The organism is Paenirhodobacter enshiensis (assembly GCF_000740785.1).
Taxonomy (GTDB): domain Bacteria; phylum Pseudomonadota; class Alphaproteobacteria; order Rhodobacterales; family Rhodobacteraceae; genus Rhodobacter; species Rhodobacter enshiensis.
Window position 1 is genome coordinate 1 of sequence record NZ_JFZB01000003.1, and the last position, 16,952, is coordinate 16,952.

Below are 16,952 nucleotides of genomic sequence, written 5' to 3' on the forward strand. Positions count from 1 at the left end.
GAAAGCGCGCCCTCTGCCCCCTTTCGATTCGCCTCAAATATCCCGGGGGTGAGGGCCGTCAGGCCCGAGGGGGCAGAGCCCCCTCCTTTCTCTTTCTGTGGGGCAGATCTCTTTCTGCAAGGCAGAGCCCCCTCCCTCTCCCCGGCAGCCCTCTGTTGCAAAGCCCCTGCCCCGGCACGATGATCCCCCGACAACCGGGAGAGGATCGGATCGTGAACAAGGCGCAATACCTGCCACTCCGGCAAATGCCCCCCCTCCGCCCGGCCCCGATCGCACCGGTCCGTGCGCTCGCCCGGCTGGCACTGGCGCTCTGGACCGTGGCGGCGCTGTCGGGCGCGATCTGGGGGCTCATGCAAAACCCGCTCGCGCATCCGTTCACGGAGCGCACGACACAGGCCGCCCGCAGTGCGCTCGAACGCGCCCTGGCCGAGGCCGCCACTCCGGATGAACTTTCCACCCGGCTGACAGCAGCCATTGCCGCGCAAGACCGCGACCGCATCCGCCTGCTCCTCGATCTCGCGCAAGACCGTCACATCGCCTTGTCCGAAGCCCTGCGCACCGGGGCAGAAGCGGCCCTCGCCCGGGACTGGACGGAGACCGCCGGCGCCTGCGCGCGCTGCACCGTCGACGTCGCCGCCTGTCCGAGCCTGACGCTGATCGGCGCCTGCACCCTGCCGTTCCAGATCAGCCCCGCAGGCGATGTGGCCGCCCTCGGTCAGGCGGGTTGGGCCTGGGCCTCGGGGCAGCCGGTCGACGGGCTCGATGCGGCACTCGCGGCGGTGGGACTGGCCGCGACCGGAGCGACCATCGCGAGCGGCGGCCTCGGGGCCGGGGCGACGCTGCCCGTCAAGGTCGGAGCCTCCGCGCTGCGCATCGCGCGCCGGGCCAAGGCGTTGTCACCGGGGCTGAGCCGGGCCTTGCGCGAAGCGGCAAGCGAAGCCGGCGGCACCGCGCGGCTGAGCACGATGGCCGGCGACGTCACCCGCATCGCGAAGGCGACCTCGCCCGCCGAGGTGCTGCCGATCCTGCGGCTGGCCGACGACGAGGCCGATCTGAGCCGCCTCGCGCGGCTGAGCGAGGTCGCCGGCCCCGAGACGCCGCGCGCGCTCGAGATGCTCGGCAAGGCGCGGTCGTTGCGCCTGCTGCACCGGCTCGGCGATGCGGCGATCATGGCTCTCGGCGGACTGATGGCGCTCATCGGACAGCTCGGCGCGCTTCTCGGGGCGGGGCTCGTGGCGATGCTCCGGCGCGGGCTGCGGCAGGCGGCGCGTTGACGCGCGGCCGGTTTCGGGCGACAACTTTCGCGACAAAGGAGAAGCGATGCGCAAATTTCTGGTCGTGCTCGATGACACCCGCGAATGCCTGAACGCGATGCGCTATGCCGCGATGCGCGCCGCCCATACCGGGGGCGGGGTGACCATCGTCTCGGTCATTCCGCCCGAGGAATTCCAGCACTGGATCGGCGTCGGCGAGATCATGCGCGCCGAGGCCCGCGAGCGGATCGAGGCACATTTCGAGGTCTTCGCGAAGTGGATGCGCGACAAGCAGAAGGTCATGCCCGAGCTGGTGATCCGCGAGGGCGAGCCGGTGTCGGAGATCCTGGACGTGATCAACACCGATCCGCAGATCGGCGTTCTGGTACTGGGGGCGGGCACCGACAAGGCAGGGCCCGGGCCTCTGGTGACGCAGCTGAGCCGGAATTCCGGCTCGCTGCCCTGCCCGCTGACCGTGGTGCCGGGCGAGATGTCGAAGGAACGGCTCGAGTCGATCACCTGAGGCGGGCTGAACTCCGTTTGCGGTGAAAGGGAGGGGGGCTCTGCCCCCGCAGAAGGGAAAAGGCAGGGGGCTCTGCCCCCTCGGGCCTTCGGCCCTCACCCCCGGGATATTTGAGGCAAAGCGAAAGCAGGGCCGGCGCGCTTGACGCGTCGCGGGTGCGGCCTCATATGACGGACAAGCCAAGGAGGCATGCCATGTTCATCCAGACCGAAACCACGCCGAACCCCGCCACGCTGAAGTTCCTGCCGGGGCAGACCGTTCTGGACCTGGGCACGGCCGATTTCCCGACGGTGGAAAGTGCGGCCGCCTCGCCGCTCGCACGCCGCATCTTCGCGGTGCCGGGCGTGACGGGGGTGTTCCTGGGGTCGGATTTCATCACCGTGACCAAGGATGCGGAAACCGAATGGGCCCATGCGAAGCCCGCGGTTCTGGGCGCGATCATGGAGCATTTCCAGTCCGGAGCCCCGGTGATCGAGGGCGAGGGTCAATCCGCCCATGCCGTCCATGAGGGCGACGAGGAAGACGGCGCCATCGTGCAGCAGATCAAGGAACTCCTCGACACCCGCGTGCGTCCGGCCGTGGCGCAGGACGGGGGCGACATCACCTTCCACGGTTTCGAGCGCGGCGTGGTCTATCTGAACATGAAGGGCTCGTGCTCGGGCTGTCCGTCCTCGACGCTGACGCTGAAAATGGGCATCGAGAACCTGCTGCGCCATTACATCCCCGAGGTGACAGAGGTGCGCCCCGTTGCCCTCTGATCACTGGACGCTGGGGTTCGACACATCGGCCGCGCATTGCGCGGCCGCTTTGCTGCGCGCGGGCGAGCTTGTCGCCGAATGCCACGAGGATATGGCCCGCGGTCAGGCTGAGCGGCTGATGCCACTGCTCGAAGAGATGCTGGCGGGCGCGGGGATCGGCTGGCGCGATCTGTCGGCGCTTGGCGTCGGGATCGGACCGGGGAATTTCACCGGGGTGCGGATCTCGGTCGCGGCGGCGCGCGGGCTGGCGCTGGCGCTGAGGATCCCGGCGATCGGGGTGAGCACGCTTGAAGCCCGCGCTTTCGGCCTGCCCCGACCGGTGCTGACGGTCGACGACGCCCGCCGCGGCGAGGCTTATGTGCAGCGGTTCACCGATGTGGGCGAGAGCGCGCCTGACCTCTGTGCCCTGACGGAGATTGCGGTCACGCAGGCAGACGCGCTGACCGGCACCGCGGCCGATGCGCTGCATGAGCTGCGCGGCACCGGCACGGTGCGCGCGTCCGCGATGCCGCTCGCCGTTGCCATCGCGCGGATCGCCGCCCTGCGGGCGCAGGACGGCACGCCGCTGCCCCGTCCGGCGCCGCTGTATCTGCGCGGCGCCGATGCCCTGCCGCCCTCCGACCCGCCGCCGCAGCTGCTCGACGCATGAGCGACACCCCGATGACCGCGGAACAGCTGGCCGCGCTGCATGAGCGCTGCTTTGTCACGCCAAGACCGTGGAATGCGGCGGAATTCCGTGACTTTCTCGCGTCGCCACTGTGTTTCCTTCGCTGCGAAGCCGGCGGTTTCGTCCTCGGCCGGGCCGTCGCCGGCGAGGCGGAGCTTCTGACCATCGCCGTCGCCCCGGAAGCACGCCGCTCCGGCATCGGCCGGCGGCTGATGGCCGCATTCGATGACGCGGCAAAAGCCGCGGGCGCCGAACAGGCCTTCCTCGAAGTCGCCATCGACAATGCGGCCGCGCGCGCGCTTTACCGCAGCACCGGCTGGTCCGAGGCGGGCAAGCGGCGCGGCTATTACCACACTCCGGAAGGTCAGAGCGTCGACGCCGTGGTGATGACCCGCACCCTCGCCGACGGAGGCCGGGCCTGAAGATTGCGCAGGCTTCGGGCAGAGGCCGGGCAACATCCCGCCCCACGCGGCCGGGCACCGGAATCGGTCTTGACCCGCCCCCCCGGCTTGGCGCTAATCCGTTATGGCTGCGGGAAAACCCCGCCGATGCGTTCCGGCAGGGGCGCGCAACTCTGGGAGCGATCAATGACCCTGATGAAGTCCTTCCTCGGCGCCGCCGCCGGCATGGCCCTGATGGCCGGGGCCGCCGCCGCCGATCCCGCGATCATCTACGATCTGGGCGGAAAGTTCGACAAATCCTTCAACGAGGCCGCCTTCCACGGTGCTGACCGTTGGGCGAAGGAGACCGGCGGCAAGTTCAAGGAGCTGGAAATGCAGTCCGAGGCGCAGCGCGAGCAGGCCCTGCGTCGCCTCGCCGAATCGGGCGCGAACCCGATCGCGATGACCGGCTTTGCCTTCGGCGACGTGCTGAACACCGTGGCGCCGGACTATCCGAAGACCAAGTTCGTGATCGTCGACGCCGTGGTCGATCAGCCCAACGTGCGTTCGGTCGTGTTCCAGGAGGAGCAGGGCTCGTATCTCGTCGGTATGCTGGCCGCGATGGCCTCGAAGACCGGCACCGTCGGCTTCGTCGGTGGCATGGATATCCCGCTGATCCGCAAGTTCGGCTGCGGCTATGTGCAGGGCGTGAAGGCCGCGAAGCCCGATGCCAAGGTGGTGCAGAATTTCGTCGGCACCACGCCCTCGGCCTGGAACGACCCGGTGAAGGCCTCGGAGCTGACCAAGGCCGAAATCTCGCAGGGCGCCGACGTGATCTATGCCGCCGCCGGCCAGTCGGGCCTTGGCGTGCTGCAGACCGCCGCCGACGAAAAGGTCAAGTCGATCGGCGTCGACAGCAACCAGAACCACCTGCACCCCGGCTCGGTGCTGACCTCGATGGTGAAGCGCGTCGACAACGCGATCTATGATGCCTTCAAGGAAGGCGACGCGATGAAGACCGGCACCGATGTGATGGGCCTGTCGAACGACGGCGTGGCCTTCGCGATGGACGACAACAACAAGGATCTGATCACTCCGGCGATGAAAGCGACCGTCGACGCGGTGGCCGAGAAGATCAAGTCGGGCGAGATCAAGGTCCACGACTACATGACGGACAACACCTGCCCGATCGAGTGATGACCGAGACCCCGACCCCTTCGGAGCGGCAGGCGACTGCCGCTCCTCTCGGTGACGGGGCGGCCGTGCCCCCCGCGATCGAGCTGCGCGGCATCTGCAAGGCCTTCGGGCCGGTTCAGGCCAACAAGGACATCTCGATCCGGGTCATGCCCGGCACGATCCATGGCATCATCGGCGAGAACGGCGCGGGCAAGTCGACGCTGATGTCGATCCTTTACGGCTTCTACAAGGCCGACGCCGGCGAGATCGTGATCCACGGCAAGGCGACGCCGATCCCCGACAGCCAGGCCGCGATCCGCGCCGGCATCGGCATGGTGTTCCAGCATTTCAAGCTGGTGCAGAATTTCACCGTTCTGGAAAATGTCATTCTGGGCGCCGAGGACGGGCCGTGGCTTCGCCGCTCGCTCGCCCGCGCGCGGACCGAGCTGAAGCGGCTCGCCGCGGAATACGAGATCGACGTCGACCCCGACGCCCGGATCGAGGATCTTTCCGTCGGCCATCAGCAGCGCGTCGAGATCCTCAAGGCGCTGTATCGCCAGGCCGATATCCTGATCCTCGACGAGCCCACCGGCGTTCTGACCCCGGCCGAGGCGGACCATCTGTTCCGCATCCTCGCGCATCTGCGCCGGCAGGGCAAAACCGTTCTGCTCATCACCCACAAGCTGCGCGAAATCATGGAGATCACCGACACGGTGAGCGTGATGCGCCGCGGCGAGATGACCGCGACCGTCGCCACCGCCGAGACCTCGCCGCGCCAGCTGGCCGAGCTGATGGTGGGGCGCAAGGTGCTGCTGCACGTCGAGAAGGCCCCCGCCACCCCGGGGCGCGAGGTGCTGTCCGTGCGCGGGCTGAGCGTCACCGACGCCGCGGGCGTCGCGCGGCTGAAGGGGATCGACCTGAACGTGCGCGCGGGCGAGATCGTCGGCATCGCGGGCGTCGCGGGCAATGGTCAGTCGGAGCTTCTCGAAGTGCTCGGCGGCTATGCGGCGGCGACGGGCGAGGTGCTGATGAACGGCACGGCGCTGGACCTCAGCGCGCGTGCCGACGGCCGCAGCCGGCGCAGGGCCGGCATCGCCCATGTCCCCGAGGACCGCCACCGCGAGGGGCTGATCCTCGATTTCGCGGCCTGGGAAAACGTCGCCTTCGGCTATCAGGACGCACCGGAATACCAGAAGAACGCGCTTTTGATGGACAATGCCGCCATCGTCGCCGACACCCGCGGCAAGATCGAGCGCTTCGACGTCCGCCCGCCCGATCCGTTCCTGCCGGCGCGCGGGTTTTCGGGCGGCAACCAGCAGAAGATCGTTCTGGCGCGCGAGATCGAACGCAACCCCGACCTGTTGCTGATCGGCCAGCCGACCCGCGGCGTCGACATCGGCGCCATCGAATTCATTCACAAGCGCATCGTCGAGCTGCGCGACGCCGGCAAGGCGGTGCTGCTGGTCTCGGTCGAGCTCGACGAGATCCTGTCGCTGTCGGACCGCGTGATCGTCATGTTCGACGGCCGCATCATGGGCGAGCGTCTGACCGCCGAGACCGACGAACGCGAGCTGGGCATGCTGATGGCCGGCATGACCGAAACCGCAACGGGGGCACAGGCATGACACGGCTGCCGAAATGGGCGGACCTCGCGCTGGTGCCGCTGATCAGCCTGCTGCTGGCCGGGGCGATCTCGGCCGTGGTCGTGCTGATGCTGGGCGAAAACCCGTGGGAGACCGTGAAGATCATGGTCGACGGGGCGGTGGGCTCTCCCTACGCCTGGGGCTACACGCTTTATTACGCGACCTCGTTCATCTTCACCGGGCTCGGGGTGGCGGTGGCCTATCACGCCGGGCAGTTCAACATCGGCGGCGAGGGGCAGGCGCAGCTTGGCGGGCTGGGCGTGGCGCTGGTCTGCCTCGCGCTGCCCTGGCCGCACTGGACCGTCGCGCTCGCCGCGGCGAGCGTCGGTGCGGCGCTGTTCGGCGCGGCCTGGGCGGCGATTCCGGCCTGGCTCGCCGCGAAACGCGGCAGCCATGTGGTCATCACCACGATCATGTTCAACTATATCGCCGCGGCGCTGATCGTGTGGCTGCTGGTCGAGGTGCTGCGCCCGACCGGCCAGATGGACCCGGCGACCGCGCGTTTCGCGGCCGCGACGAAACTGCCGACCTTCCAGACCATCCCCGGCCTCGATCTGATCTTCACCAAGAAGGTGCCGGCGAACGTCACCTTCTTCATCGCGCTGCTGGCCTGCGTCGGCGTCTGGCTTCTGCTGTGGCGCAGCCGCCTCGGCTATGAAATCCGCGCTTTCGGCAAATCGGAAAGTGCCGCGCGCTATGCGGGCATCTCGCCGGTCAGGGTGATCATGGCCTCGATGCTGATCTCGGGCGGGCTGTGCGGGCTGATGTCAGTCAACAACGTGATGGGCGAGGCCGGGCGTCTGCTGCAGAACTCGTCCGAGGGCGCGGGCTTCATCGGCATCGCGGTGGCGCTGATGGGGCGCAACCACCCGATCGGCATCTTCCTCGCCGCGCTGCTGTTCGGCGCGCTCTATCAGGGCGGGGCCGAGATGGGGCTGTGGACCTCGGTCCCGATCGAGCTGCGGTTGCTGCTGCAGGGGCTGGTGATCCTGTTCACCGGCGCGCTCGACACCATGGTGCGGATGATGATCGCGCCGTTCTTCCGCAAGCGGGGGGCACAGTGATGGACCTGTCGACGATTTACGAGATCCTCGCCTCGGCGCTGCGCATGGCGACGCCATTGTTGTTCGCCTGTCTGGCGGGGCTGTATTCCGAGCGTGCGGGCGTCTTCGACATCGGGCTTGAGGGCAAGATGCTGATGGCGGCGATGACCTCGGCCGCGGTCGCCTATCTGACGGGCAGCGCCTGGATCGGGCTTGGCGCGGGGATCGTCGCCTCGCTGATATTCGCGGCGATCCATGGGCTGGCCTCGATCACCTTCCGGGGCAATCAGCTGATCTCGGGGGTGGCGCTGAACTTCGTGGCCTCGGGCGCGACGATCCTGATCTCGCAGGCGATGTTCGGGCAGGGCGGACGCACGCCGCCGCTGAACGGTGCGGCCCGGTTTCACGAGATGACCCTGCCCTTCGCCGATGCGCTGCGCCCGGTGCCGGTGCTCGGCCCGCTTTACGCCGATGTGCTGTCGGGCAACGCGATCCTCGTTTACATCGCGCTGCTGTGCGTGCCGCTGAGCTGGTGGGTGCTCTATCGCACGCGCTTCGGGCTGCGGCTGCGCGCGGTGGGCGAGAACCCCGAATCCGTCGATACCGCCGGCGTCTCGGTGGTGCGGCTGCGTTACGGCGCGCTGATGATCACCGGCATCCTGTGCGGCTTCGCGGGCGCCTACATGTCGACGGCGTTGCAGGCCGGCTTCGGCCGCGAGATGACCGCGGGGCGCGGCTATATCGCGCTCGCCGCGCTGATCTTCGCCAAGTGGCGGCCGTGGTATGCACTGTGGGCGACGCTGCTGTTCGGGCTGCTCCAGGCGCTGGCGCTGCGCCCCGACGTGATTCAGGGCGCGCTGCATCTGGCGATTCCGGGGCCGGCGCTCGATGCCATGCCCTATATCCTGACGGTGATCGTGCTGGCGGGCTTCGTCGGCAAGGCGATCCCGCCGCGCGCGGGCGGCCAGCCCTATGTGAAAGAGCGCTGAGCCCGGGATCGGGGCCAGGATCCGGGAGCGACAGGGGGCGGCCCCTTCGGCAAAGCGTCATTTGACAGCGGGGGCCCTTGGGGGCACAGTCCCTGAAACTCACCTCGACGGCCCCGACCGGCGCATTCCGACGGATCGCAATGCAGATCTACCTTCCCATCGCCGAGGTCTCGGTCAACGTGTTCCTGCTGCTTGGTCTTGGCGGCGTGGTGGGGGTGTTGTCGGGGCTGTTCGGCGTGGGCGGCGGGTTCATCATCACGCCGTTGCTGTTCTTCCTTGGCATTCCGCCCGGCGTCGCGGTGGCAACGGGCGCGAATCAGGTCGTCGCCTCCTCGGTCTCGGGGGTGCTGGCGCAGTTCAAGCGCCGCGCGGTCGATGTGCCGATGGGGCTTGTGTTGCAGGTCGGGGGGCTCGCGGGGGCGGCGCTCGGCGTGTGGATCTTCAACCGGCTGGCAGCGCTTGGACAGATCGACCTGGTGGTTCAGCTGGCCTATGTGGTGCTTCTGGGCTCCATCGGGCTGCTGATGCTGCAGGAATCGCTGCGTGCAATGCGGCGCAACCGCAGTCCGCGGCCCGGCGCGCGGCGCAAGCAGCACGTGCACAACTGGATCCAGCGCTTGCCGCTGAAGATTAAGTTCCGTGCCTCGGGCCTGTATATCTCGGTGATCCCGCCGATACTGATCGGGATGGGGGTCGGCATCCTCGGCGCGATCATGGGCGTGGGCGGCGGCTTCATCATGGTGCCGGCGATGATCTACCTGTTGCACATGCCAACCAAGGTGGTGATCGGCACCTCGCTGTTTCAGGTCATCACCGTCTCGGCCTTCACCACGCTGATGCACGCGATCACCAACCATTCGGTCGACATGCTGCTCGCGCTGTTCCTGATCGTCGGCGGCGTGATCGGGGCGCAGCTCGGCAGCGTGCTGTCGGGCCGGCTGAAGGCCGAACAGCTGCGCATCCTGCTGGCGCTTCTGGTGGTGGTGGTGGCCGCGAAGCTCGGGGCCGATCTGTTGATCCGCCCGGCCGATCTTTACAGTATCGCGGTGGGGAAACAGGGATGATCCGCGCCCTCGCCTGTGCCCTGACGCTGGCCGTCGCGCTTGCCGCACCGGGGCACGCCGCCGATCCCCCGAACGAGCGTGTGGTCGCGGGCCTCGGCGCCGACAGCATCGGCATCACCGCGGCCTTCACCGGCTCGCAGGTGCTGATCTACGGCGCGGTCAAGCGCACCGCCCCCGAGCCCGAGGACACCCCCCTCGATGTGGTGGTCACGCTCGAAGGCCCGGCGCAACCGCTGACCATCCGCAAGAAATCGCGCGAGATGGGGATCTGGGTGAACACCTCGAAGGTGCGCATCGCCGCGGCGCCGAGCTATTATTCCGTCGCCTCGACCCGGCCGTTGAAACAGATCCTGTCGCCAGAGGCGGATGCGACACAGCGGATCTCGGTGCCGAAGGCGCTGCGCGCGTTCGAGGGGCCGCTCGAAGTCGCCGATGCCCGCCCCTACACCGAGGCGATGCTGACCATCCGCGAGCGCGAGGGGCTGTATTCCGCCCATGAAGGTGCGGTGCATCTGGTCGAGGATACGCTGTTCCGCGCCGATTTCGCCCTGCCCGCGAACCTGACCGAGGGCGATTACAAGACCCGGATCTTCCTGTTGCGCGGCGGGCAGGTGGTCGACACCTTCCAGACCGCCATCGCGGTGCGCCGCGTCGGGCTGGAGCGACTGCTGTTCGTCATGGCGCAGGACCACGCCCCGGTCTACGGGGTGTTGTCGCTGATCCTCGCAGGCTTCGCCGGCTGGGCGGCGGCGGCGGCGTTCCGGCTGATCCGGAACTGAGACCGCCCCGCCCCTCCGGAATGCCCCTCTCCGGAATGCCCGGTCAGAACGCCTTGAACGTCATCGTGGTCAGCGTGCGGGCGATGCCCGGGATGTCGAACAGGTTCTGGCTGAGGTAATGGCCCACATCCTCGTCATCGGGAACATAGACCTTGGCGATCAGGTCGAAATCGCCCGAGGTCGAGTAGAGCTCGCTCACCACCTCGCGCTCGTAGATCGCATCGGCGACCTCGTAGGTCTTGCCGGGCTGACAGCGGAACTGGACGAAAACGCAACGCATCGGGACCTCCATGAGTTTTGTCCACCTTAGGGCGGCGGCGCGACGAGGGAAAGACGAGCCCGGAGGAAAGACAGCCCCACGGGAAAGCGCGCCAACCGTCACTGGATCGTGGATCGCGCGCGGGCGCCGGACGTCTATGATCGCTTCCGGGCAAGACAGCATCGGGAGAACGCAAATGCACAATGCCGGCGGGACGGCGCGACTCCGAGTGGCGCGGATGCGGCTGCATGACACGATCCTCTCGGCGTTCCTGGGGCTGATGGCGGCGATCGGCCTTTCGGGTCCGGGCTTTGCCCACCCCACCCCGCTGCGCGGCCCGGATCAGGTTCAGGGCCCGGCCGGGGGAACGGTGATCGTGATGCGCCACGCCGAGAAGCCCGACACCGGGGCGGGCCTCGCCCCGGAGGGCAGCGCGCGGGCCGCGATGCTGGCACAGTGGCTGCCGCAGGCGCTGGCCGATGCGGGGATTGCCCCCATCGCTACCGTCGCCGCCGCGGCCGACAGCAGGCACAGCCAGCGTCCCCGCCTGACGGTGACGCCGCTCGCCGCCGCGCTGCATCTGGGCATCGCACAGCCCTTCTCCGACACCCAGACCGCCGCGATGGCCGACTGGCTGCGCGCGCGGCCGGCGCATGACACCACCCTCGTCGCCTGGCATCATGGTGAAATCCCGGCGCTGCTGGCCGCGCTCGGGGCCGATCCGGCACCGCTTCTGCCCGGCGGTCGCTGGCCCGAAACGCTGTATGACCGGATCTTCGTGCTGAGCTATGACGCGCAGGGCCGGCTGAGCGGGGTGCGCACGATGACCGCGCCGCCCGGCGGTTCCGCGCGGAACTGACCCGGCCCCGAAGCACGGGGCCGGATCGGATCGGATCAGAGCGCGACCATCACGTGACGCACCACGGAGTAGTCTTCGAGCGCATAGGACGACATGTCCTTGCCGTAACCCGACTGCTTCATCCCGCCATGCGGCATCTCGTTGGTCAGCATGAAATGGGTGTTCACCCAGGTGCAGCCGTATTGCAGCCGCGACGCGACCGAGAGCCCCTTGCTGACATCCTTCGTCCAGACCGAGGAGGCGAGGCCGTAATCCGAGTCGTTCGCCCAGCCGATGGCCTGTTCCGGCTCGTCGAAGCGGGTGACGGAGACGACGGGGCCGAACACCTCGCGGCGCACGATCTCGTCGGTCTGCAGCGCGCCCGCGATGACCGTCGGGGCGTAGAAGAAGCCCTTGCCCTCGGGGATGGCGCCGCCGGTCGCGACCTGGATATGGTTCTGTTCGCGCGCGCGGGCGACGAAAGAGGCCACGCGGTCGCGCTGGCGAGGCGAGATCAGCGGCCCCATCTCGTTCTTGCTGTCGTCCTCATGGCCGAAACCGATGGTCGAGACGGCAGCGGCGAGTTCGGCCACGAATTTCTCGTAGACGCCCGATTGCGCGTAGATCCGGCACGCGGCGGTGCAGTCCTGCCCGGCATTGTAATAGCCGAAGGCGCGCAGCCCCGCGACCGCCGCTTCGATGTCGGCATCGTCGAACAGGATCACCGGCGCCTTGCCGCCAAGTTCCAGATGCGTGCGCTTGATCGTGCGGGTCGCCGCTTCCAGCATCTTGCGCCCGGTGGCGATGTCGCCGGTGAGCGAGATCATCGCGATCTTCGGGTGGTTGATGAGGGCCGAGCCCACCGTCTCGCCGCGGCCGAGGATGACGTTGACCACCCCCTCGGGCAGGATGTCGGCGAAGATCTTCGCCATGGCGAGCGCGGTCAGCGGCGTCTGTTCCGAGGGCTTGAACACCACGGTGTTGCCCGCCCCGATCGCCGGGGCGATCTTCCAGGCCATCATCATCAGCGGATAGTTCCACGGCGCGATGGAGGCGACGACGCCGATCGGGTCGCGCCGGATCATCGAGGTATGGCCCGGCAGATATTCGCCCGCGACCGGCCCGTGCATGGTGCGCACGGCGCCCGCGAAGAAGCGGAAGCAGTCGATGATCGCCGGCAGCTCGTCGCCGAGCGCCATATGCCCCGGCTTGCCGCAGTTGAGCGCCTCGAGCCCGGCGAGGGTCTCGGCCTCGGCCTCGATCCGGTCGGCGATCTTGAGCAGATAGCCCGAGCGTTCCGCGGGCGTGGTGCGCGACCAGCTGGCGAAGGCGGTCGCCGCCGCGCTCACCGCGGTCTCGACCTGCGCGAGAGAGGCCTCGGGGAGGGTGACGATCACCTCGCCGGTGCGGGGGTTGAGGATCTGCTCCTCGGTCTCGGTGCCGGAAACGAGCGCGTCGCCGATCAGCATCTGGGTCTGCATGGAGGTCTCCCTGTAGGTCATTTCTCGGAACCGGCGGTCTCTGCGCCGTCCCTGGTCAGATAGTAGGCCGCGAGGATCGGCAGCACGGTGACCAGCACCACCGCCATCGCGACGACATTGGTGACGGGGCGCTGACGCGGGCGCACCAGCTCTTCGAGCATCCAGATCGGCAAGGTCGACTGGTTGCCCGCGGTGAAGGTGGTCACGATCACCTCGTCGAAGGACAGCGCGAAGGCCAGCATCCCCCCCGCCATCAGCGCGGTGCCGATGTTGGGCAGGATCACCAGACGGAAGGTCTGCACCCCGTCCGCGCCCAGATCCATCGCCGCGTCGATGAGCGAGCCCGAGGTGCGGCGAAACCGCGCCACGGCATTGTTGTAGACCACCACGATGCAGAAGGTGGTATGGCCGAGAACGATGGTCCAGGTGCTGAACGGGATGTCCAGAAGCGCGAAGGCCGAGCGCAGCGAGATACCGGTGATGATGCCCGGCAGCGCGATGGGCAGGATCACCAGAAGCGAGATCGCCTCTCGCCCGAAGAAGCGCGAGCGCGCCACCGCGGCCGCGGTCAGCGTGCCCAAGACCATCGCCAGCACCGTGGCGATCGCCGCCACCTTCAGCGACAGTCCGAGCGCCTGCCACACGTCGTCGCGCCCCATCGTCACGCCGATCCACTTCAGCGTCAGGCCGGGCGGCGGGAACTGATAGCTCTTCTCCTCGGTGGTGAAGGCGTAGAGGAAGATCAGCGCGATGGGGGCGAGCAGGAAGATCAGCCCGCCGATGGCCGAGAGTTTCAGCGCGAGCGGCGCCTTGGTATCAGAGTGCATCGAAAGCCCCCATCTTGCGCGCGCCCCACAGATAGACCCCCATGATGACGATGGGCACCACGGTGAAGGCGGCGGCGAGCGGAATGTTCCCCGCGGTGCCTTGCTGGGTATAGACCGCCTGGCCGATGAACAGCCGCCCCGATCCGACGATCTGCGGGATGATGTAATCGCCGAGCGTCAGCGAGAAGGTGAAGATCGAGCCCGCCACGATGCCCGGCAGCGCGAGCGGCAGCAGCACCATGCGAAACGATTGCTTCGGCGTCGCGCCAAGGTCCGATGCGGCCTCGAGAAGCGGCGCGGGAACGCGTTCGAGCGCGGCCTGAACCGGGATGATCATGTAGGGCAGCCAGATGTAGACGAAGACGATGAAGGTGCCGAGGTAGCTGACGGAGAGCGAATTCCCCCCCACCACCGGGATCGCCAGCACCGCGTCGAGCAGCCAGCTCAGATGCAGTTGCGCGAAGATCCAGGTCAGGATGCCTTCCTTCGCCAGAACCAGCTTCCAGGCGTAGACCTTGACCAGATAGCTCGACCACAGCGGCAGCATGACGCCGATGTAGAACAGCGCCTTCCACTTGCCGCGGGCGTAGCGCGCCGCGAAATAGGCCATCGGGAAGGCCAGCACCGCCGAAGCGAGCGTCACCGCCGCCGCCATCGCCACCGTGCGGGCGATGATCGCGAAATTCGACGGCCGCAGCAGCTCGGCATAGGTCTTCAGGGTGAATTCGTGCTGCACCACGCCAGAGAATTCGTCGATGGAAAAGAAGCTCTGCATCAGCAGCGCGATCAGCGCGCCGATGTAGACGATGCCGAGCCACAGCACGATGGGCAGCACCATGAGGAAGACGAACATCCTCGGATGCCGGATCGCCCAGTCGGCGGCGCGGGCGAGCACGCCCGAACGCGGTGCGAAGATCGCGGGTGACGTCATGCCCCGGCCCCCATCACATGCACCTTCGCCGCGTCCCAGGCGATGCGGGTGCGCGCACCGGGCTCGGGCAGGGTGTCGCCGGGCGCGACCAGCGCGGTCAGCGCCTGCCCGCCGAGATCGAGGCCGAGCTTGACCACCCGGCCGTGATAGGCGCGGGTGAGAACCGTCGCCTCGCGCCCGTCCGCGTCGAGGCGGATATCCTCGGGGCGCAGGCTCGCCCATTCGCCGGGCTGGCCCGCGCCTGCGAAATCCGCCGGCACGACGTTCGACGAACCGACGAAATCCGCGACGAAGCGACTCGACGGGCGGCGATAGATTTCCTCGGGGGTGCCGACCTGCTGCATCTTGCCATCGGCGAAGACGGCGACGCGGTCGGCCATCGACAGCGCCTCTTCCTGATCGTGGGTGACGAAGACGAAGGTGAGGCCGAGCGCACGTTGCAACCGGCGCAGCTCTTCCTGCATCTGTTCGCGCAGCTTGAGGTCGAGCGCGCCGAGCGGCTCGTCGAGCAGCAGCACCTTCGGCTTGTTGACCAGCGCGCGCGCAAGCGCCACGCGCTGGCGCTGCCCGCCCGAAAGCGCGCCGGCCCGGCGATCGCCGTAACCCGCCAGCTCGACGAGGGCGAGGGCCTCTTCGGCGGCGCGGGTGCGCTCGGCCTTGCCCACGCCCTTCACCCGCAGCCCGAAGGCCACGTTCTCGCGCACGTTCATATGCGGGAACAGCGCGTAGTTCTGGAACACGGTGTTGACGTTGCGCCGGTAGGGCGGCACGCCCTCGGCGCGGGTGCCGTAGATCTCGATATGGCCGGCGGTCGGCTGTTCGAAGCCGGCGATCAGGCGCAGGCAGGTGGTCTTGCCGGAGCCCGAGGGCCCGAGCATCGCGAAGAATTCGCCGTCGCGGATGTCGAAATCCACGGCATCGACGGCGCGCACGCTGCCGAAGTGGCGCGACACGCCACGGAAACTCACTGCATCGGTCATGGTCAGTCTTTCGATGGATCGGCGCCCGAAGGCGGGGGGCGGCCTTCGGCGGAAGACCGTGCCCGGATCCGTCCGGGCACGGAGAGAGCGGAAGGGGCCGCGGGATCAGCCGCCCATCACCGCGATGAAATCCGACACCCAGCGGTGATAGGGCACGCAGCCGCCGGCCTCGCAGCTCGACGTCGGCGTGCGCCAGAACCAGATCTTCTCGAAGTCCTTCAGCCCGTTCGCGTCGCAGCCTTCGGCGGTCTGCATACCGGACTTGTCAGTGCAGGCCGAGGGGACCGAGGGCACCGCGCCGAACCACACCGACAGATCCGATTGCAGGTTCGAGTTCAGCGAATGCTCCATGAACATATAGGCGCAGGTCGGGTGCTTGGCCTGAGCGTGCAGCATCAGCGTGTCGGCCCAGCCCGAGGCGCCTTCCTTCGGCACCACCGAGGCGACATGCGCCCCGTCGGCCTTCAGCAGGTTGACCTGGAACGGCCAGGACGAGGAGGCGACGACGCCCTCGTTCTTGAAATCGTCGACCTGCACCATCGCGTCATGCCAGTAGCGCGACACCAGCTTGCGCTGCCCCTTCAGCAGATCGAGCGCGGCGGCATATTGCGTCTCGTTCAGCTCATAGGGGTTCTCGATGCCGAGTTCGGGCTTGTGCGCCTTCAGGTAGATCGCGGCGTCGGCGATGTAGATCGGGCCGTCATAGGCCTGCACCCGACCGGCGTTCGACTTGCCGTCGGGCAGGTTTTGTTCGTTGAACACGATGTCCCAGCTGTCGGGCGCGGTCTTGAACACGTCGGTGTTGTACATCAGCACGTTCGGCCCCCACATGAAGGGCACGCCGTAATGGGTGCCCTTGACGGTGTGCCAGGGCGCATCCTTCAGCCGGTCGTCGACGCGCTTCCAGTCGGGGATCAGGTCGGTGTTGACGGGCTGCACCTTGCCGCCCGCGATCAGCCTCAGCGAGGCGTCGCCCGACGCCGTCACCAGATCGAAGCCCCCCTGATTCATCAGCGAGACCATCTCATCCGAGGTGCCGGCGGTCTTCACCTCGATCTTGCAGCCCGAGGTCTGCTCGAACTTGGTCACCCAGTCATAGGCCGGATCGGTCTCGCCGCGTTCGATGTAGCCCGGCCAGGCGACGATCGAGAGCGCGCCTTCGGGCTTGCCGAGCTGCTTCATCATCTCGGCCTGCGCCGGCAGCGTCAGCGCCGCGCCAAGCGCGAGCCCCGAGGCGCAGAGGTTGAGGAACTTGGTCATCCGCTTTTCCCTGTTGTCCACGGGGCGCGTCCCCGCCCCTCACACGGAAGCGTGAGCGAGATGATACGTTTTCGCAAATTCAATTGTCAGAAGCGTGCTAT

18 protein-coding genes are annotated in these 16,952 nt (G+C 67.9%); 12 read left to right on the forward strand and 6 right to left on the reverse strand.

All coding sequences use genetic code 11. From position 1 onward, the window contains the following. The first annotated feature begins 212 nt into the window (after window positions 1-212). The 11 genes from CG50_RS01975 to CG50_RS02025 all read left to right on the forward strand — a co-directional run bounded on the left by CG50_RS01975 (window position 213) and on the right by CG50_RS02025 (window position 10,275). Window positions 213-1,274: a hypothetical protein gene (locus CG50_RS01975; RefSeq protein WP_036634633.1), complete on the forward strand. Its 1,062-nt coding sequence runs from the start codon at window positions 213-215 to the stop codon at window positions 1,272-1,274. Window positions 1,275-1,320: 46 nt separating this feature from the next. Further along, the gene (locus CG50_RS01980) at window positions 1,321-1,776 is read left to right on the forward strand and encodes a universal stress protein (RefSeq protein ID WP_036634634.1); all 456 of its coding nucleotides are present in this window, start codon (window positions 1,321-1,323) and stop codon (window positions 1,774-1,776) included. A gap of 194 nt (window positions 1,777-1,970) precedes the next feature. Next, complete coding sequence (locus tag CG50_RS01985) at window positions 1,971-2,534, forward strand: NifU family protein (RefSeq protein WP_036634635.1); 564 nt, start codon at window positions 1,971-1,973, stop codon at window positions 2,532-2,534. Beyond that, window positions 2,524-3,183: a tRNA (adenosine(37)-N6)-threonylcarbamoyltransferase complex dimerization subunit type 1 TsaB gene (gene tsaB, locus CG50_RS01990; RefSeq protein ID WP_036634636.1), complete on the forward strand. Its 660-nt coding sequence runs from the start codon at window positions 2,524-2,526 to the stop codon at window positions 3,181-3,183. The genes CG50_RS01985 and tsaB overlap by 11 nt, the downstream gene beginning before the upstream one ends. After that, entirely contained in the window at window positions 3,180-3,623 is a 444-nt protein-coding gene (gene rimI / locus CG50_RS01995; RefSeq protein WP_245615563.1) for a ribosomal protein S18-alanine N-acetyltransferase, read from the forward strand. The genes tsaB and rimI overlap by 4 nt, the downstream gene beginning before the upstream one ends. A gap of 165 nt (window positions 3,624-3,788) precedes the next feature. Continuing rightward, window positions 3,789-4,778, forward strand: coding sequence for a BMP family lipoprotein (locus CG50_RS02000; protein ID WP_036634639.1), 990 nt, complete (start codon window positions 3,789-3,791; stop codon window positions 4,776-4,778). After that, on the forward strand, window positions 4,778-6,382 hold the full coding sequence (locus tag CG50_RS02005; protein WP_036634641.1) for an ABC transporter ATP-binding protein: 1,605 nt from the start codon (window positions 4,778-4,780) through the stop codon (window positions 6,380-6,382). Before CG50_RS02000 ends, CG50_RS02005 begins: the two co-directional genes overlap by 1 nt. After that, complete coding sequence (locus CG50_RS02010) at window positions 6,379-7,464, forward strand: ABC transporter permease (RefSeq protein WP_036634644.1); 1,086 nt, start codon at window positions 6,379-6,381, stop codon at window positions 7,462-7,464. The genes CG50_RS02005 and CG50_RS02010 overlap by 4 nt, the downstream gene beginning before the upstream one ends. Next, window positions 7,464-8,432 carry an ABC transporter permease gene (locus CG50_RS02015; RefSeq protein ID WP_036634646.1) on the forward strand — a complete coding sequence of 323 codons (969 nt, stop codon included), beginning with the start codon at window positions 7,464-7,466 and terminating at the stop codon, window positions 8,430-8,432. The genes CG50_RS02010 and CG50_RS02015 overlap by 1 nt, the downstream gene beginning before the upstream one ends. A 140-nt stretch (window positions 8,433-8,572) precedes the next feature. Then, window positions 8,573-9,496, forward strand: a complete 924-nt coding sequence (locus tag CG50_RS02020) for a sulfite exporter TauE/SafE family protein (protein ID WP_036634649.1) — start codon at window positions 8,573-8,575, stop codon at window positions 9,494-9,496. Further along, window positions 9,493-10,275 (forward strand): TIGR02186 family protein, encoded by a 783-nt coding sequence (locus CG50_RS02025; RefSeq protein WP_036634651.1) that lies wholly within the window; start codon window positions 9,493-9,495, stop codon window positions 10,273-10,275. The genes CG50_RS02020 and CG50_RS02025 overlap by 4 nt, the downstream gene beginning before the upstream one ends. A gap of 43 nt (window positions 10,276-10,318) precedes the next feature. Here CG50_RS02025 and CG50_RS02030 read toward each other — a convergent pair whose 3' ends face one another. After that, window positions 10,319-10,555, reverse strand: a complete 237-nt coding sequence (locus CG50_RS02030; RefSeq protein ID WP_036635012.1) for an Lrp/AsnC ligand binding domain-containing protein — start codon at window positions 10,553-10,555, stop codon at window positions 10,319-10,321. 175 nt (window positions 10,556-10,730) lie between these two features. Here CG50_RS02030 and CG50_RS02035 point away from each other — a divergent pair, with 175 nt between their 5' ends. Next, window positions 10,731-11,393 carry a flagellar basal body-associated protein FliL gene (locus CG50_RS02035; protein ID WP_152559401.1) on the forward strand — a complete coding sequence of 221 codons (663 nt, stop codon included), beginning with the start codon at window positions 10,731-10,733 and terminating at the stop codon, window positions 11,391-11,393. A gap of 35 nt (window positions 11,394-11,428) precedes the next feature. Here CG50_RS02035 and CG50_RS02040 read toward each other — a convergent pair whose 3' ends face one another. The 5 genes from CG50_RS02040 to CG50_RS02060 form a co-directional block, all read right to left on the reverse strand. Then, on the reverse strand, window positions 11,429-12,853 hold the full coding sequence (locus CG50_RS02040; protein ID WP_036634653.1) for a gamma-aminobutyraldehyde dehydrogenase: 1,425 nt from the start codon (window positions 12,851-12,853) through the stop codon (window positions 11,429-11,431). A gap of 17 nt (window positions 12,854-12,870) precedes the next feature. After that, a complete protein-coding gene (locus CG50_RS02045) occupies window positions 12,871-13,680 on the reverse strand; it encodes an ABC transporter permease (RefSeq protein ID WP_036634655.1) in 810 nt (269 codons plus the stop codon). Then, a complete protein-coding gene (locus tag CG50_RS02050; protein ID WP_036634657.1) occupies window positions 13,670-14,611 on the reverse strand; it encodes an ABC transporter permease in 942 nt (313 codons plus the stop codon). Before CG50_RS02050 ends, CG50_RS02045 begins: the two co-directional genes overlap by 11 nt. Next, entirely contained in the window at window positions 14,608-15,591 is a 984-nt protein-coding gene (locus tag CG50_RS02055) for an ABC transporter ATP-binding protein (RefSeq protein WP_036634659.1), read from the reverse strand. Before CG50_RS02055 ends, CG50_RS02050 begins: the two co-directional genes overlap by 4 nt. Before the next feature lie 105 nt (window positions 15,592-15,696). Next, entirely contained in the window at window positions 15,697-16,851 is a 1,155-nt protein-coding gene (locus CG50_RS02060) for an ABC transporter substrate-binding protein (RefSeq protein WP_036634661.1), read from the reverse strand. Window positions 16,852-16,952 lie beyond the last annotated feature (101 nt).

Coding starts and splice junctions, on each gene's coding strand:
- CG50_RS01980 (WP_036634634.1), top strand. CDS start 1,321: ATGCGCAAATTTCTGGTCGTGCTCGATGACACCCGCGAATGCCTGAAC.
- CG50_RS01985 (WP_036634635.1), top strand. CDS start 1,971: ATGTTCATCCAGACCGAAACCACGCCGAACCCCGCCACGCTGAAGTTC.
- rimI (WP_245615563.1), top strand. CDS start 3,180: ATGAGCGACACCCCGATGACCGCGGAACAGCTGGCCGCGCTGCATGAG.
- CG50_RS02000 (WP_036634639.1), top strand. CDS start 3,789: ATGACCCTGATGAAGTCCTTCCTCGGCGCCGCCGCCGGCATGGCCCTG.
- CG50_RS02005 (WP_036634641.1), top strand. CDS start 4,778: ATGACCGAGACCCCGACCCCTTCGGAGCGGCAGGCGACTGCCGCTCCT.
- CG50_RS02010 (WP_036634644.1), top strand. CDS start 6,379: ATGACACGGCTGCCGAAATGGGCGGACCTCGCGCTGGTGCCGCTGATC.
- CG50_RS02015 (WP_036634646.1), top strand. CDS start 7,464: ATGGACCTGTCGACGATTTACGAGATCCTCGCCTCGGCGCTGCGCATG.
- CG50_RS02020 (WP_036634649.1), top strand. CDS start 8,573: ATGCAGATCTACCTTCCCATCGCCGAGGTCTCGGTCAACGTGTTCCTG.
- CG50_RS02025 (WP_036634651.1), top strand. CDS start 9,493: ATGATCCGCGCCCTCGCCTGTGCCCTGACGCTGGCCGTCGCGCTTGCC.
- CG50_RS02030 (WP_036635012.1), bottom strand. CDS start 10,555: ATGCGTTGCGTTTTCGTCCAGTTCCGCTGTCAGCCCGGCAAGACCTAC.
- CG50_RS02035 (WP_152559401.1), top strand. CDS start 10,731: ATGCACAATGCCGGCGGGACGGCGCGACTCCGAGTGGCGCGGATGCGG.
- CG50_RS02040 (WP_036634653.1), bottom strand. CDS start 12,853: ATGCAGACCCAGATGCTGATCGGCGACGCGCTCGTTTCCGGCACCGAG.
- CG50_RS02045 (WP_036634655.1), bottom strand. CDS start 13,680: ATGCACTCTGATACCAAGGCGCCGCTCGCGCTGAAACTCTCGGCCATC.
- CG50_RS02050 (WP_036634657.1), bottom strand. CDS start 14,611: ATGACGTCACCCGCGATCTTCGCACCGCGTTCGGGCGTGCTCGCCCGC.
- CG50_RS02055 (WP_036634659.1), bottom strand. CDS start 15,591: ATGACCGATGCAGTGAGTTTCCGTGGCGTGTCGCGCCACTTCGGCAGC.
- CG50_RS02060 (WP_036634661.1), bottom strand. CDS start 16,851: ATGACCAAGTTCCTCAACCTCTGCGCCTCGGGGCTCGCGCTTGGCGCG.